The organism is Castellaniella sp., assembly GCF_036379515.1.
GTDB lineage: Bacteria > Pseudomonadota > Gammaproteobacteria > Burkholderiales > Burkholderiaceae_B > Castellaniella.
This window is the reverse complement of sequence record NZ_DASVGN010000027.1, coordinates 209,258-224,204: the sequence shown is the minus strand read 5'-3', so window position 1 is coordinate 224,204 and position 14,947 is coordinate 209,258. Positions and strand designations below refer to the sequence as shown.

General features: G+C 62.6%; 12 protein-coding genes. 7 read left to right on the top strand and 5 right to left on the bottom strand.

What is annotated here, in order from left to right; all coding sequences use genetic code 11:
- Window positions 1-9: 9 nt before the first annotated feature.
- The 4 genes from VF285_RS09255 (at window position 10) to lpxC (ending at window position 4,454) form a co-directional block, all read left to right on the top strand.
- Window positions 10-813 (top strand): cell division protein FtsQ/DivIB, encoded by an 804-nt coding sequence (locus VF285_RS09255; RefSeq protein ID WP_346952325.1) that lies wholly within the window; start codon window positions 10-12, stop codon window positions 811-813.
- A complete protein-coding gene (gene ftsA / locus VF285_RS09250; RefSeq protein WP_346952324.1) occupies window positions 810-2,036 on the top strand; it encodes a cell division protein FtsA in 1,227 nt (408 codons plus the stop codon). The genes VF285_RS09255 and ftsA overlap by 4 nt, the downstream gene beginning before the upstream one ends.
- 68 nt (window positions 2,037-2,104) lie before the next feature.
- Window positions 2,105-3,280 (top strand): cell division protein FtsZ, encoded by a 1,176-nt coding sequence (ftsZ, locus tag VF285_RS09245; RefSeq protein ID WP_346952323.1) that lies wholly within the window; start codon window positions 2,105-2,107, stop codon window positions 3,278-3,280.
- A gap of 250 nt (window positions 3,281-3,530) precedes the next feature.
- Complete coding sequence (lpxC, locus tag VF285_RS09240) at window positions 3,531-4,454, top strand: UDP-3-O-acyl-N-acetylglucosamine deacetylase (RefSeq protein ID WP_346952322.1); 924 nt, start codon at window positions 3,531-3,533, stop codon at window positions 4,452-4,454.
- A gap of 15 nt (window positions 4,455-4,469) precedes the next feature.
- Here the strand turns inward: lpxC and VF285_RS09235 are convergent, their stop codons facing one another.
- Window positions 4,470-4,967, bottom strand: coding sequence for a DciA family protein (locus VF285_RS09235; RefSeq protein ID WP_346952321.1), 498 nt, complete (start codon window positions 4,965-4,967; stop codon window positions 4,470-4,472).
- Window positions 4,968-4,979: 12 nt separating this feature from the next.
- On the opposite strand from VF285_RS09235, the gene VF285_RS09230 reads away from it, so the two are divergent.
- On the top strand, window positions 4,980-5,978 hold the full coding sequence (locus VF285_RS09230; protein ID WP_346952320.1) for a M23 family metallopeptidase: 999 nt from the start codon (window positions 4,980-4,982) through the stop codon (window positions 5,976-5,978).
- Window positions 5,979-6,085: 107 nt separating this feature from the next.
- The gene (gene secA, locus VF285_RS09225) at window positions 6,086-8,833 is read left to right on the top strand and encodes a preprotein translocase subunit SecA (RefSeq protein ID WP_346952319.1); all 2,748 of its coding nucleotides are present in this window, start codon (window positions 6,086-6,088) and stop codon (window positions 8,831-8,833) included.
- A gap of 114 nt (window positions 8,834-8,947) precedes the next feature.
- Here the strand turns inward: secA and mgtE are convergent, their stop codons facing one another.
- From mgtE to VF285_RS09205, 4 genes are all read right to left on the bottom strand, one after another.
- The gene (gene mgtE, locus VF285_RS09220) at window positions 8,948-10,435 is read right to left on the bottom strand and encodes a magnesium transporter (RefSeq protein ID WP_346952318.1); all 1,488 of its coding nucleotides are present in this window, start codon (window positions 10,433-10,435) and stop codon (window positions 8,948-8,950) included.
- 12 nt (window positions 10,436-10,447) lie between these two features.
- Entirely contained in the window at window positions 10,448-10,852 is a 405-nt protein-coding gene (locus tag VF285_RS09215; protein ID WP_346952317.1) for an acyl-CoA thioesterase, read from the bottom strand.
- Window positions 10,853-10,925: 73 nt separating this feature from the next.
- Window positions 10,926-12,134: a M20 aminoacylase family protein gene (locus VF285_RS09210; RefSeq protein WP_346952358.1), complete on the bottom strand. Its 1,209-nt coding sequence runs from the start codon at window positions 12,132-12,134 to the stop codon at window positions 10,926-10,928.
- A 2-nt stretch (window positions 12,135-12,136) separates the two neighbouring features.
- Window positions 12,137-12,976 (bottom strand): inositol monophosphatase family protein, encoded by an 840-nt coding sequence (locus VF285_RS09205; RefSeq protein ID WP_346952316.1) that lies wholly within the window; start codon window positions 12,974-12,976, stop codon window positions 12,137-12,139.
- Between the two features lie 98 nt (window positions 12,977-13,074).
- Between VF285_RS09205 and mnmD the strand changes: the two genes are divergently transcribed.
- Complete coding sequence (gene mnmD / locus VF285_RS09200) at window positions 13,075-14,943, top strand: tRNA (5-methylaminomethyl-2-thiouridine)(34)-methyltransferase MnmD (RefSeq protein ID WP_346952315.1); 1,869 nt, start codon at window positions 13,075-13,077, stop codon at window positions 14,941-14,943.
- Window positions 14,944-14,947 lie beyond the last annotated feature (4 nt).

Sequence of the window (14,947 nt, the reverse complement as noted above, 5' to 3'; positions counted from 1 at the left end):
GAGACGGATGTGTTTGCCGAAGCCCGCCTCACCAACCTGATTGCCAATCTGCTGGCCCTGCTGGCCGTGTTGGCGATTGTGGCGGGGGCAGTGAGCTGGGTCGTCCGGCGTCCGTATTTCGCGATCAAGAAAATCGAAATTGCACCGCTGGCCAGCCCCAGTCTGCAGTACATCACGCCGCTGAGTCTGCAGACGGCCTTGGCGGGCCGTGTCGAAGGCAATTTCTTTCTGGTGAATTTGAATCAGGTGCGTAAGCTCATTGAATCCACTCCCTGGGTTCGGCACGTGGCCGTGCAGCGTATCTGGCCTTCCACTTTGCGCATACGCATCGAGGAAGAACAGCCGCTTGCGTATTGGAACGAGAACCAGATGATCAATACCTGGGGTGAGGCCTTCACCGCCAATCGAGGGGAGCTGCCAGACGATCTGAAGCTGCCGCAACTCAATGGTCCGGACAGTTCGGAGCGGCTGGTGGTACAGCGCTACGCCGAGATCGTGCGTTGGTTCGCCCCGTTGGGCCTGAGTGTGCGTGAAGCCACTCTTACCCCGCGCTATGCCTGGGAAGTGACCTTGTCTGACGGGGTGCATCTGACGCTGGGGCGTGACCCGGCGGCTGATGTTGCCGACCCGCATGGCCGCTCAGGCGCATTGCCGTTTGCTACACGGATCGAGCGCTTCGTTCAAGCCTGGCCCGATCTGACCCGTAGGCTGGGAACCCGCCTGATTGCCAGCGCCGATTTGCGCTACCCCAATGGATTCGCCATCACGCTGGCGCCCGAAAACAACGCTACTAAGTCCTCGCCCAAACCATGACCCGTGACATCAAAGACCTGATCGTTGCTCTCGATATCGGCACCAGCAAAGTGGTGGCCGTGGTCGCAGAGATCCTGCCGGATGGCGGGTTTGAGGTGCTGGGCCTGGGGCAGCACGAGTCCGAAGGCATGCGCAAGGGGGTGGTGGTCAACATCGAGTCCACCGTCAACTCCATTCAGCGCGCCCTGGAAGAAGCCGAGCTCATGGCGGACTGCAAGATCCGCGAGGTCTACACCGGAATTGCCGGCAGCCATATCACCAGTTTCAACTCCAGCGGGATGGTGGCGGTCAAGGACAAGGAAGTGACCGCCACGGACGTTTCGCGGGTCATCGAGACCGCCAAGGCGGTGAACATCCCCACGGATCAGCAGGTGCTGCATGTGCTGACGCAGGAATTCATCGTCGATGCGCAGGAAGACATCCGTGAACCGATCGGCATGAGCGGCATGCGCCTGGAAGTCCGCGTGCACATCGTTACTGGTGCCGTCAGCGCAGTGCAAAACATCGTCAAGTGCGTGCGCCGCTGCGGACTCGAAGTGCAGGACCTGGTGCTGCAGCCGCTGGCCTCCAGTCTCGCGTGTCTGACGGTGGACGAGAAAGAACTGGGCGTGGTGCTGGTCGATATCGGTGGTGGCACGACAGACATCGCTATTTATACCGGAGGGGCGATCCGCCATACCGCCGTCATCCCCATTGCGGGGGATCAGGTGACCAGCGACATCGCCGCCATGCTGCGCACGCCCACCCCGGATGCAGAAGAGATCAAGCTGCGGTACGGCATTGCCAAGCAGGTGCTGGCCGACGCCGAAGAGATGATCGAGGTGCCGGGGCTGGGGGATCGCCCCAACCGCAGCGTCAAGCGGCAGGCTCTGGGCGCCGTGATCGAGCCGAGGCTGGAAGAATTATTTGGATTTGTGCAGCAGGTGGTGCGCGAATCGGGGTACGAAGAGCTGCTGTCTTCAGGTGTTGTCCTGACAGGCGGCACGGCGCTCATGCCCGGAATCGTGGAGTTGGCCGAAGACGTGTTTCTCAAGCCGGTTCGGGTCGCCACCCCGATGTATGAAGGGAGTCTGTCCGACGTGATGCGCAATCCGCGCTTCGCGACGGCGATGGGTTTGTTGACCGAGGCACGCATGCAGCGCGCTCGAGGTCGCAAAGTTGCGCAACAGAAAGGGACCGTCAAGTCCATTCTGGCGCGCATGAAGGAGTGGTTCATGAACTAGGCGCAAGCCTGGTCATGAATCTATCAGGGGCAAGTTGTTAAGTATCTCCGTACGTGAGGGAGTCAGTCATGATGAATTTCGAGATGTTGGATACCAGCCGCAACGGCACAGTGATCAAGGTCGTTGGAGTTGGCGGGGCTGGCGGCAATGCCGTCGCCCATATGATTCATTCCGGGGTGCAAGGCGTGGAGTTCATCTGCGCCAACACCGATTCTCAGGCGCTGGTGACCAGCGAAGCACCGGTGCAGATTCGTCTGGGCAACACCGGGTTGGGAGCGGGTGCCAAGCCAGACCAAGGTCGTGCGGCGGCCGAGTCCGCTCGTGAAGAGATCCGATCAGCACTGACGGGTGCACACATGGTGTTCATCACCGCGGGCATGGGGGGCGGCACGGGCACCGGTGCAGGCCCGGTGGTGGCTGAGGTCGCCAAGGAATTGGGCATTCTGACGGTCGGTGTCGTGACCAAGCCGTTCGTATTCGAAGGCAACAAGCGCATGCGCCTGGCCGAAGAAGGCATTCACGAACTTTCCCGCCACGTGCACTCGCTGGTCGTGGTCCTGAACGAAAATCTGTACGCGCTCATGGACGAAGACGCAACACAGGAAGACTGCTTCCGCGCGGCCGACGATGTGTTGCACAATGCCTGCGCCGGCATCGCCGAAATCATCAACGTCGAAGGCAATGTCAACGTGGACTTCGAAGACGTGAAGACCATCATGGGCGAGCAGGGTCAGGCCATGATGGGCACGGCAGTGGCTGCGGGCACGGACCGTGCGCGTGTCGCCGCCGAGCAGGCCATCGCATGTCCCTTGCTCGAAGGCGTGGATCTGCACGGCGCTCGTGGAATTCTGGTGAACATCACGGCCAGCCGTAGCCTGAAAATGCGCGAAACCCGCGAAATCATGGAAACGATCCGTGGCTACGCCTCCGAAGATGCAACCGTTATTTTCGGGACGGCCTATGACGAGACCATGGGTGAGAACCTGCGTGTGACGGTGGTCGCCACAGGGCTGGGGGCTGCGCTCAGCCGTCCGCAGCTGGTGTCGAACAACGCCAACATCGAAGTCCAACGCAATGGCACCGACAACATGCCGATCCATGGCGGGCATGATTTTGCCGGGACCGACGTGCCGTCTGTGATCCGCCATCGCAGCGCCACTGCGACAGCCCAGGTGTCCGCGTTGGAAAAGGCGGGCATGGATCACTTCGACATTCCTGCATTTCTGCGTAAGCAAGCAGACTGATCTTCCGGTTAGGCTTTCCGGAACCTCACATTAGGGCTGCATTCGTGTAGCCTGGCGTCTGGCGCGCATATCCCTGCCCCTGGGGATGTGCGCGTCTTCGCGTCTGGCCGGATTGGGCGAAATATCCGCCTCGTCGTGACGCCGATTGTTGCTTTTATCTCGTGGAAAACCCTCAGAGCGGTTACAATGGGGCCACTTTTGCGGCATGCGCCTTGCGGCGTGGTGCGCGCTTCTTTCGTCAAAGATTTCCATGCTCTTACAGCGCACCCTCAAACAAGCCATCTCGACCAAAGGTGTCGGTCTGCATTCGGGCCGGCGGGTAGAGCTCACCTTGCGCCCGGCCCCGGCAAACACGGGTATCGTGTTTCATCGGGTCGATCTCCCAGAAATCGTGGATCTTCCCGCGCGCGCAGATGCCGTGGGCGACACGCGCATGGCCTCCGTGCTGCAACAGGGAAACGTCCGCGTCTCTACCGTCGAACACCTGATGTCTGCGCTGGCGGGGCTGGGGGTGGACAACCTTCACATCGATCTGGATGCCGAAGAAGTCCCCATCATGGATGGCAGTGCCGGAACCTTCGTATACCTGCTGCGTAGTGCCGGGTTGCTGGAGCAATCCACGCCCAAGCGGTTTCTGCGCGTTCTCAAGCCGGTCGAAGTGCGCGAAGGCGAAGGGCCGGCAGCCAAGTGGGCCCGTCTGGAGCCCTACGACGGGTTCGCCTTGTCGTTTTCCATCGATTTTCGTCATCCCGCCATTAACGCGACGGCCAATGTGGCAGAAGTCGACTTCGCGCGCGACTCTTATGTGAAGACGATCGCGCGCGCTCGCACCTTTGGTTTTGCCAGCGAGGTCGAGGCGTTGCGGTCCATGGGGCTGGCACGTGGCGGCAGCCTCGATAACGCCATTGTGCTCGATGAATACCGCGTCTTGAATTCAGATGGTCTGCGTTACGACGATGAATTCGTCAAGCACAAGATCCTGGATGCGATCGGCGACCTGTATCTGGCCGGTCATCCCTTGGTGGCACGTTATTCGGCCTGCAAGTCGGGCCATGGCCTGAACAACCAGCTGGTGCGGGCTCTGCTGGCTCAGCAAGAATGCTGGGAACTCATCAGCTATGAATCCCCCGAATTGGCGCCGGCGGCCTATACCCGCGACTGGCAGCTGGCCTGACTCGTTGCCTCCGGTTCACCGTTTGTGCGGCAAATCGCCAGCACCCCGTTCGTGGTGCTCGAGCAGGCGGTGAATCGCATCCGCAAGTGGCCCCGGTGCCACTTGCCGCCCCAACGCCTCGAAAGACTGCAAGGCTTGGGTATCCAGGGGCTGGATATCCCGTAGGGGCTTTTCTGTCCGTGGCAGCGGCCCGCGCGCGTCGATCCGGACGACAATCTGTTCGACCGGCCACCCAGCGTCTTGCAGCCGCCGGGCAACGCCCGACACCATCTGGCGCAAGCGTGCGGCATAGGCGGGGCCTGGAACCATCACGATGAGCAGGGGGCCATCTCTTTGCGAGACGTGGACATGGCGGGCGAGCCCGGCAGGAAGCAGGCTCGTCAGCGCGTGTTCAAGTGCGAGCAATTCGTGGGCCTTGGTCAACAAAGGCGCGCCGCTTGTGCTGCGATCCAACCAGCGCAGCGCCTGCACCCCCGCTTGGCGCGATCGCTGCTGCGATGAATTTTTGGACATGAAGGAGTCTGTGTGAAGGGATGGTGGCCGCTGCTGAGCCTCAGCATCAAGAGGCATTCTAGCGTGCGCCTGTTGGGCGGGCTGGCCGTGGCAGTCGCGTTGGCCTTGTCGGCGTGGGCAGGAGCTTCCTGGCAGGCGGCTCGCATGGACTCGATGAGGACCCCTCTGAATTCGGCCGAAGGTGTTCAGTTTCGCCGCGAGGCCGCACTGGTGCAGGGCAGCCTCGCCAGCCTGGCCGGCAAGTTGGGCGAGCTCCAGGGACGCGTGCTCGCCATTGAAGCCTTGCGCTCGCGCGTGGCTCAGGCGGCAGGTCTCGGCTATATCGCTCCCGAGCTGGACCGTGGCCCGGCTCCGAGCGGGTCCGTGGTCATGGACGATATCCTCGCACAGGACGGTGCCGTGAGGTCTGCAGCTCGTCTGGGCCAGCGTATCGATGAGTTGATGGGGCAGCTCGCGCGCCAGGAAGACGCCTATTCGCTGGCTGACGCTGCGCTCTCGCGTCAGATCGGGCGGCAGGCCAGCCTGCCCACCGCGATGCCTGTTGATTACCCTTACCTGAGTTCGTCGTTTGGCTGGCGCCGTCATCCCGTCACGGGCCGATCGGTCATGCACGAGGGGCTTGATTTCGTGGCGCCTTGGGGGACACCGATTCGGGCTGCCTCGGGTGGCGTGGTGGTGCGTGCCAGCATGATTCGTGGCTATGGCCGCATGGTCGAGATCGATCATGGCAATGGTCTGAGGTCACGCTATGCCCATGCGTCCCGGTTGCTGGTCAAGGCGGGTGACCTCGTCCAGCAAGGTGACGTCATCGCACGGGTTGGCAGCAGCGGCAACTCGACGGGGCCTCATCTGCATTTCGAAATCCGCATGGCCGGCCACCCGTTGGACCCCGAGGTCTTCATTCGGCGCGAGGCGCGCGTACGCTTTATCCAGCGATCACTTGCAGGTCGGGCCGGTCCCAGGCAACTGGCTGAGCGTGCGCAAGGGCTGGACCTCCATGCGGGGGGTTGATAGCTGCGTTAAACTGCAGCGTTTGCCTGCGATCGCGTCGATTTCTGCGGTTGTACCTGTCCATTTCTCGGAGCTTGCCGCTGGCAGGCTCTTCATGACGACATATTATGGTTTCTCTGCTCAAAAAATTTATCGGTAGCCGCAATGACCGGCTGCTGAAGCAGTATCGCAAGCAGGTCGCGCAGATCAACGCGCTTGAGCCCGCCACGCAGGGGCTGTCCGACGACGAGCTGAAGGCCAAGACCGATGAGTTCCGTCAGCGGATTGCCGATGGCAAGTCGCTCAATTCAATGCTGCCCGAGGCTTTCGCCGTCGTGCGCGAGGCCAGCAAGCGGGTTTTCGGCATGCGGCACTTCGATGTGCAGATGATAGGTGCCATCGCCTTGCACAATGGCAAGATTGCCGAAATGAAAACCGGCGAGGGCAAGACGCTGATGGCCACGCTGGCTGTTTACCTGAATGCGCTCAATGGCCGGGGCGTCCACGTGGTGACCGTCAACGACTATCTGGCGCGCCGCGATGCCGAATGGATGGGACGCCTGTACAGTTTTCTGGGGCTCACGGTGGGTGTGGTGGTGCCGCAGCAGGAAAACGAAGAAAAGCGTGCCGCCTATCAGGCGGACATCACCTACGGCACGAACAACGAATACGGCTTCGATTACCTGCGCGACAACATGGAGTACCGCGCGGAAGACCGCCGTCAGCGCAGCCTTTCTTATGCCATCGTCGATGAGGTGGACTCGATCCTGATCGACGAGGCGCGTACGCCGCTGATCATTTCCGGGCAAGCCGAAGACAACACCGAGCTCTATATCCGCATGAACGTCGTGCCGCCGCTCATGACGCGCATGACCGAAGAACCCAAGCCGCACGAACCTGAACCCGACGGTGACTTCTGGGTCGACGAAAAGGCTCAGCAGGTTCACCTGTCGGAAGCAGGCCAGATCAAGGCCGAGCAGATCATGGTCGAGAAAGGCATTTTGCCGGCCGGCGAATCGCTGTACGACCCCCGGCACATCGCTCTGATTCATCACCTGCTGGTGGCCTTGCGGGCTCACAATCTTTACCATCTGGATCAACAGTATGTGGTCCAGAATGGCGAGGTCGTCATCGTCGACGAATTCACGGGGCGGCTCATGGCGGGGCGGCGCTGGTCCGATGGCCTGCACCAGGCTGTTGAAGCCAAGGAAGGCGTGCGCATCCAGAACGAGAATCAGACCCTGGCGTCGATCACGTTCCAGAACTATTTCCGGATGTACGACAAATTGGCCGGCATGACCGGGACGGCCGATACCGAAGCCTACGAATTCCAGGAAATCTACGGCCTGGAAACTGTCATCATCCCGACCAATCGGCCGATGGCCCGCAAGGACCAGAACGACCAGGTCTTCAAGACGGACGCCGAAAAATACCAGGCCATCCTGGCCGACATCGTGGATTGTCATAAGCGAGGCCAGCCAGTGCTGGTGGGTACCACCAGCATCGAAAACTCCGAGCGGCTGTCGGCGGCTCTGGACAAGGCGGGATTGCCGCACGACGTGCTGAATGCCAAGCAGCACGCCCGCGAGGCCGTCATCGTCGCTGAGGCCGGCAAGCCGGGCCACATCACCATCGCCACGAACATGGCAGGTCGTGGTACCGACATCGTGCTGGGGGGCAGCGTCGACAAGCAGATCGATCTGGTGCGTGCCGATCCTGATCTGTCAGCCGAAGAAAAAGACGCGCGGGTCGCGCAGATCCGCTCCGCATGGGCGCCGGACAACGAGGCGGTCAAGAAGGCGGGGGGCTTGCGCATCGTGGGCACCGAGCGCCACGAGTCTCGCCGCATCGACAATCAGCTGCGGGGGCGTGCCGGACGTCAGGGCGACCCGGGCTCGTCGCGCTTTTACCTGTCACTCGAAGATTCGCTCATGCGCATCTTTGCCGGGGATCGCGTGCGAGCCATCATGGAGCGTCTGAAGCTTCCCGAAGGTGAACCCATCGAGGCGCGCATGGTGTCGCGCTCCATCGAGTCGGCGCAGCGCAAGGTCGAAGCGCGCAACTTCGACATCCGTAAAGAGCTGCTCGAATACGATGACGTCGCCAATGACCAGCGCAAAGTGCTCTACACCCAACGCAACGAGGTTCTCGAAGCCGCTTCGGTCGCCGACACCATCGCCAATCTGCGCGACGCCGAGATCACCTCGGTATTCCGGCATTATCTTCCTGAAGAAACCATGGAAGAGCAGTGGGACGTACCGGGCCTGCAGTCTTCGCTCGAGTCCGACTGGAACATCGCCATGCCGCTGGCCGAGATGCTCGAAAAAGAACCCAACCTGACCGATGAGGATCTGCATGATCGAGTCGTGGCAGAAGCCCAGCGCATCTATCAAGCCAAGGTAGATCTCGTTGGCAAAGAGGGTTGGGAGCCGTTCGAGCGTTCGGTCTTGCTGCAGGCACTGGATTCCAACTGGCGTAGCCACCTGGCTTCGCTGGACCATCTGCGGCAGGGGATTCATCTGCGCGGCTATGCGCAGATCGACCCGAAGCAGGCCTACAAGCGGGAAGCCTTCACGCTGTTTTCCGACATGCTGGATCGCATTCGTGCCGATACCATCCGCGTCTTGCTCACCGTGCGCATCGAGTCGCGCGAGCAGGTCGAAGTCGAAGAACCCGCCGCACCGGCGCTCGAGAACGTGCGCTATCACCATGCAGACTACGATGCGGCGCTGCGCGGAGATGACCCCGGGCTGGATCAGGCAGAGCCTGGACGCAATCCTGTGCCGCCCGGAGGCTACCCTCGCGTCGGTCGCAATGACCCGTGCCCTTGCGGCAGCGGCAAGAAGTACAAGCACTGCCACGGGCGCCTGGCCTGAGCCATCTGGCGATTCGTCAAGAAAAACCGCCGTGACTGAAGAACACGGCGGTTTTTCTTTGGAAAAATGGAACAGTGGCCGTTCGCGTCGCTTACTAATCCGCCACGCCAGGGCCTACAGCAGGAAGACGGTGGCCAGGCCCAGGAAGAGGAAAAAACCGATTGAGTCGGTGGCGAAAGTCAGCAGAACCGACGAGCCCATGGCGGGGTCTTTGCCAAAGCGATCGCGCAGCAGCGGGATCAGAACCCCGAGTGCCGCGCCGATCAGCATGTTGCCCACCATGGCGGCCATCATGACGAGCGCCACGGCGTATGACTGCGAGATGACCCAGGCAAAGGTGGCCGCCACCAGGCTGCCACAGGTGCCGACCAGAAACGTGACCTGCAGTTCGCGCTTGACCAGAAGCCAGATATTGGCGCCTGTGACACGGCCGGTTGCCATGGCACGGATGATCATGGTCATGGTCTGGTTGCCCGAGTTGCCGCCTATCCCCGCCACGATGGACATGAGAAAGGCCAGGATCACGATGTGGCTGACGGTGTCTTCGAATCGTGATGCGATGAAGGAGGCCGTCGACGCTGTGCACAGGTTGACGAGCAGCCAGGGGGCGCGGTTGCGCAGTGCGGCCAGAATGGGCGCGAAGATGTCTTCTTCCTGCAGTCCAGCACGCGAGAGCTGCTGCTCCTGCGAGTCTTCTTGCAGCACGTCCACCACTTCGTCGATGGTGACCCTGCCAATGAGCCGTCCCTGCTCGTCGACCACAGGGGCTGACACCAGGTCATAGCGCTCGAAGGCGCTGGCGGCATCGGCGTCTGAGTCCGTGGGGTTCAGGCTGAGGACGTCGGGCTCCATGACGGCATTGACCAGCGTGTCAGGTTCACTTAGCAGCAGTTTGGACAGCGACAGCGTGCCCCGCAGCAGGTCGTGTCGGTCCACGACGAAAATCTGGTCGGTGTGATCCGGCAGCTCGTGCAGGCGGCGCAGATAGCGCAGCACGACTTCGAGTGTCACGTCTTCGCGTACGCGCACCATGTCGAAGTCCATGATGGCGCCCACCGTGTCTTCGGGGTAGCCCATGGCGGCCAGCAGCTGAGCCCGCTCTGCGTCGGTCAGCCCTTTCTGGACTTCGGTGATGATGCCGGCTGGAAGATCGGGCGCCAGATCAGCGATCTCATCGGCATCCATGGTGCCGGTTGCTGCGATCAGGTCCTCATGGTCCATGGACTCGATGAGCGACTCGCGCACCCAGTCTTCGACTTCCAGCAGCACGTCGGCATCGAATTCTGCGCTGACAAGCTGCCAGATGGCCTGGCGTTCGTGCACAGGCAGCGATTCGAGGATGAAGGCGATGTCGGCCGGATGCAGCGCGTTGACGATCTGGCGGATCTCGCCTTCGTGCTGACGCTGCAGCATGCCTTCGAGGAGATTGGAGCCGTCCTCGTCTTCGGTATCACGCTGACGCTGCGCGAGCGCGTCCACGACTTCCTGGCGCTTCAGGATGGCCTGCAGTTCCTGCAAGGCAAGTTGGGCGTCCTCCGGATCAAGGCGACGCGGAACCACAACCGGCGTGACAGATGTTTGGGGTGCGCGCTCGTCAGCCATGTACACCAGGGCTCAGAGTGCTGGCAACGGGCGGCTGCGCCGGTTCTCGTCTGTGGCCACGTAGGTGAGGGTGGCTTCGGTGACTTTCACGACCTCGGTTTGCAGGCGCTGGCGTTCTGCGTAGACCTCGACTTCGACGGTGATCGAGGTGCGCCCAGTTTTTACGATGTCGGCGTAGAAGCTCAGGAGATCGCCCACGAAGACGGGTTGCTTGAAGGTGAAGGCGTTGACCGCCACGGTGGCTACTCGTCCGCCCGCGCGCCGAGCGGCCGGGATGGAGGCGGCGATGTCGACCTGAGACATGATCCAGCCGCCAAAGACGTCACCGTGAATGTTGGCATCGCGGGGCATGGGCATGACGCGCAGAACGGCATGCCGGTCTGATGCAGGGAGGGTGACGGGCGTGGAGTCTGACATGGAGACCTCTGTAGACAGACGAGAATCGGGGCGGCCGCGCGGCGACCGTGCCAAGACGCGTATTTTACGGCAATCAGGGCGCGGAGCTTTCAGGCGACTGCAGGAAGCGCCGGACGAGGGATATCCAATACGCGGCTCCCAGCGGGATCAGGGCGTCGTTGAAGTCGTAGCTGCTGTTGTGCAGCATGCAGGGGCCTTGTCCGTGACCTGAGTCGCGGTGGTCGCCGGTACCGTTGCCGATCCAGACGTAGCAGCCCGGGCGCTCTTGCAACATGAACGAGAAATCCTCAGCCCCCATGGATGGGCGCACGCGGGCATTGACCTGGTCGGCACCGACCAGATCGATCAGGACCTGGGTGCAGAGCGCTGTCTCGTCGCTGTGGTTGATGGTGGCGGGGTATTCGCGAATGAACTGAAAATCTGCCTCGCAGCGCAGCGCGCGGCCAAGGTGCAAGGTGATGTCGTGCATGCGGGCCTCGATCAGGTCGAGGGCCTCTGGAGTGAGCGTGCGCACTGTCCCACGTAGCTCGGCGCTGTCGGGGATGACGTTGTCTGCCGATCCCGCCCGGACTTGGGTGACGCTGATGACACCCGCCTCCAGCGGGTCTTGCTCGCGCGTGAGGATGCCCTGATACGCCAGGATGAGTTGCGCGGCCGCGACGACGGGGTCCACGCCCAGGTGCGGCATCCCGCCGTGGGCGCCGCGCCCTTGCAGGGTGACTTTGAAGTTGCTGCTGGAGGCCATGATGGGACCGTCCGTCAGCCCGAATGATCCCACTGGAATGCCAGGCCAGTTGTGCATGCCGAAGACGCCATCCATGGGAAAGTCTTCGAAGAGGCCGTCTTCGATCATGCGCCGTGCGCCGGCCCCGCCTTCTTCGGCCGGCTGGAAAATGACGTGCACGGTGCCGGAGAAGTCGCGTTCCTGCGCCAGATAGCGTGCGGCGGTCAGCAGCATCGTCATGTGACCGTCGTGGCCGCAGGCGTGCATGGCACCACTGTTGCGGCTGGCGTGCGGGAACGTGTTGACCTCGGCCATGGGCAGTGCGTCCATGTCGGCTCTAAGTCCGATCGAACGGCCAGGTTGTTTTCCGGCGATATGTCCGACCAAGCCAGTCCCGCCCAGCCCCGTGTGAGTCGGAATCCCCCAGGATTGCAACAAGTGGTTCAGGGTTTCTGCCGTGCGAGTTTCCTGAAAGGCGAGTTCTGGCCACGCGTGCAGATCGCGCCGGATCTGCGTCATGTCGGGTAGCCATGCGTGGAGTGAGGTGAGCAATGGCATTTTCATAGGTGTTTGCCGATGAGGGCATCGAGCGCAGGAGCAGTGTGCGGGTTGCCTGCATAAACGTAGCCGTCCTCCGGCCAGGGATGCTGGTGGCGGATATCTTCGCACACTCCGCCAGCGGCACGCACCAACGCGGTTCCAGCCGCCACGTCCCAGGGTGCGAGACCCATTTCCCAGTACCCATCGTAGCGCCCGCATGCTGTCCAGGCCAGATCCAGAGCCGCAGATCCCAGGCGGCGGATCCCTCGGGTCTGGTGGATGGCATCGACCAGACCGGGCATGTACTGGGCCTCAAATGAAAAATCACGGAAAGGGAAACCTGTTGCAACCACGCTCTGGTCCAGCGAGGGGGTCTTGGAGCAATAGATTCGACGGCCGTTCAACCAGGCTCCCAGTCCGTACAGCGAAGCAAACAGCTCTTCCCTGTTGGGGTCGTAGATCACGCCGATGAGGGGGGTGTCTTCCGGTAGGGGAGTACGGCCGTCGGGTTGGCACCCGGCATGCCCGATCAGTGCAATGGAGACGGCATAGTGTGGAATCCCGCTGAGGAAATTCGTGGTGCCGTCCAGGGGGTCTATGCACCAGGTGGCCAAGGTGCCGCGTTCGCCGCCCGATTCTTCCGCCATGATGCCGACCGCTGGAGTGCGGGTGTGCAGGATGTCGATGATGGCCTGCTCGGCGTCGCGGTCCGCCTGGGACACCAGATCGTTGCGCATCTTGAAGCTCACTTCGAGATCGTCGCGGTGCAGTGCGTGCGTTTGTAAAATGGCGGCTGCCGTGTGAGCGGCCGTGACGGCGGCATCCAGACAATCGGCAGACAGCAGGTGAGAAGCAGGCATGGGGACAGTTCCTGTGCGGCCACGTTCGGCTCCCGCAGCCTGCGTGGCGGTGATGGATATTGTATGTGACGGACGTGATTCGATGAGGGAGTCCCTGCATGCCAGGTAGTTATGAGCCGCTGGTTCCGGCACGGTGGAGTGTGGATGCGCACGGTGAACCGCGCAGCGATCAGTATGGTGACATCTACCATAGTGCCGAAGGTGCTCTGCCGCAGGCGCGTCATGTCTTTCTGGGTGGCAACCGCTTGCCCGACCGGTGGCGGGAGCGTGAATCGTTCACGGTCTGCGAGCTGGGGTTTGGGCTGGGGCAGAATTTTCTCGCCACCTGGCAGGCCTGGCGTGCAGACGTGGCGCGCTGCCGTCGGCTGCATTATGTCGCCTTCGAAGCGCATCCCTTTGAGGAGGCTGACCTGCGCCGATCCTGCGCTCGCCTTCCAGCAGACTTGCAGTCTCATGCAGCAGCCTTGCTCGCCGGCTGGCCCAGTCTGTTGCCCGGGTTGCACCGGATCGAGTTCGAAGGGGGGGCTCTGACCCTGACACTGGCATTGGGTCGCGTGGAACGCTTCGCGCCTCAGATTCAGGCGCAGGTGGACGCATTTTATCTGGATGGTTTTGCGCCGCGGGTCAATCCGGACATGTGGACACCCCGCGTGTTTGGGCAAATGCGGCGGCTGTCCGTGGCCGGGGCCACGGTGGCCACCTGGTGTGCCGCTGGGCAGGTGCGCAGGGACCTGCGGGATGCGGGCTTTCTGGTCTCCAAAGTGCCAGGCTTTGCCGCCAAGCGTGACATGACGGTCGCCGTCTTGCGACCGGGGTTGGGGAGCCCACTGGCAGAGGATGCGGCCGGTCGTCGCGTCGCGGTGATCGGGTCCGGGCTGGCTGGGGTCGGAGTGGCGCAGTCGCTGGCACTGAGAGGTGACGCGGTGGAGCTCTGGGACCCTGGCGTAGCGGCCCATCCGGATGTCCGAGACGGCCCGCTGGCTGCCGGTGCGCTGGTCCCTGCGCTCAGTCCCGATGATGACACCCGCTCGCGTCTGTCCCGTGTCGGGCTGGAACGCGCGCGGACTCGCTGGATGACCCTGCCGCTCGCGGCCCGGCCAGTGGCATGCGGAGCCTTGGTGTGCAGTCGGAGCGCCGACGGTGCGCGCGAGCAGGAGAGGGCGATGGCACGCCTGCGGTTTCCGCCCAAATGGGTGCGCCGGGTGGATGCTCCCGAGGCCCTGGCGCAGTCAGGCATTGTGGCCCCTGACGGCGGTTTGTGGTTTGCCCAGGCCCTGCGTGTCGATTTTTCTCCACTCGTGGCCGCCTTGCGCGCCACGCCTGGCGTTGTGACTCGGCCCCTGCAACTGGTGGGGCTTGCGCGTCTCGATCGGGGCGGCTGGGCTCTGACGGATGCGTCAGGCAAGGTTTGCAGTGAAGTCGATCAGGTCGTGCTTGCAGCGGGCTGCGCCACGGCACGCCTGCTGTCGACCGTGGTGCCGCCGGACCCATGGCCGGTGCTGCGGACTGCGCAGCCCATTCAGGGACAGCTGAGCCTGTATCCCGTGTCGTGCGACCAGGCCTCGATTCCGCGCTGTATCGTGGCCGGAAAGGGCTACTGCCTGCCGCCGCGGGGGCACTGGGGCGTGGCCGGTAGTACCTACTGGCCACGGTCTGGAGGTGAACCTTCGGTACAAGAAGGGCATCGCGAGATTCTCGATCAGTTGGGGGGTTGGCTTCCGCAAGGGGAGGTGCCTTGGCTGGGAACGGGTTCCCCGCAGCCGTGGACCTCATGGCGAGTGGCGACCCGGGATCATTTGCCTGTGGTGGGCGAGGTCGCAGGGTGCGCAGGGCTCTGGCTTGCGTGTGCCTACGGCTCAAGGGGGCTGACGTGGTCGGCCCTGGCTGGTGATGTGATTGCGGCATCTCTGCACGGAGAGCCCGCCCCTCTGGAGCGTGAGCTGTTGCACCGGATACGCGTGCGTTGATCGG

Coding starts and splice junctions, on each gene's coding strand:
- ftsA (WP_346952324.1), top strand. CDS start 810: ATGACCCGTGACATCAAAGACCTGATCGTTGCTCTCGATATCGGCACC.
- ftsZ (WP_346952323.1), top strand. CDS start 2,105: ATGATGAATTTCGAGATGTTGGATACCAGCCGCAACGGCACAGTGATC.
- lpxC (WP_346952322.1), top strand. CDS start 3,531: ATGCTCTTACAGCGCACCCTCAAACAAGCCATCTCGACCAAAGGTGTC.
- VF285_RS09235 (WP_346952321.1), bottom strand. CDS start 4,967: ATGTCCAAAAATTCATCGCAGCAGCGATCGCGCCAAGCGGGGGTGCAG.
- secA (WP_346952319.1), top strand. CDS start 6,086: ATGGTTTCTCTGCTCAAAAAATTTATCGGTAGCCGCAATGACCGGCTG.
- mgtE (WP_346952318.1), bottom strand. CDS start 10,435: ATGGCTGACGAGCGCGCACCCCAAACATCTGTCACGCCGGTTGTGGTT.
- VF285_RS09215 (WP_346952317.1), bottom strand. CDS start 10,852: ATGTCAGACTCCACGCCCGTCACCCTCCCTGCATCAGACCGGCATGCC.
- VF285_RS09210 (WP_346952358.1), bottom strand. CDS start 12,134: ATGCCATTGCTCACCTCACTCCACGCATGGCTACCCGACATGACGCAG.
- VF285_RS09205 (WP_346952316.1), bottom strand. CDS start 12,976: ATGCCTGCTTCTCACCTGCTGTCTGCCGATTGTCTGGATGCCGCCGTC.
- mnmD (WP_346952315.1), top strand. CDS start 13,075: ATGCCAGGTAGTTATGAGCCGCTGGTTCCGGCACGGTGGAGTGTGGAT.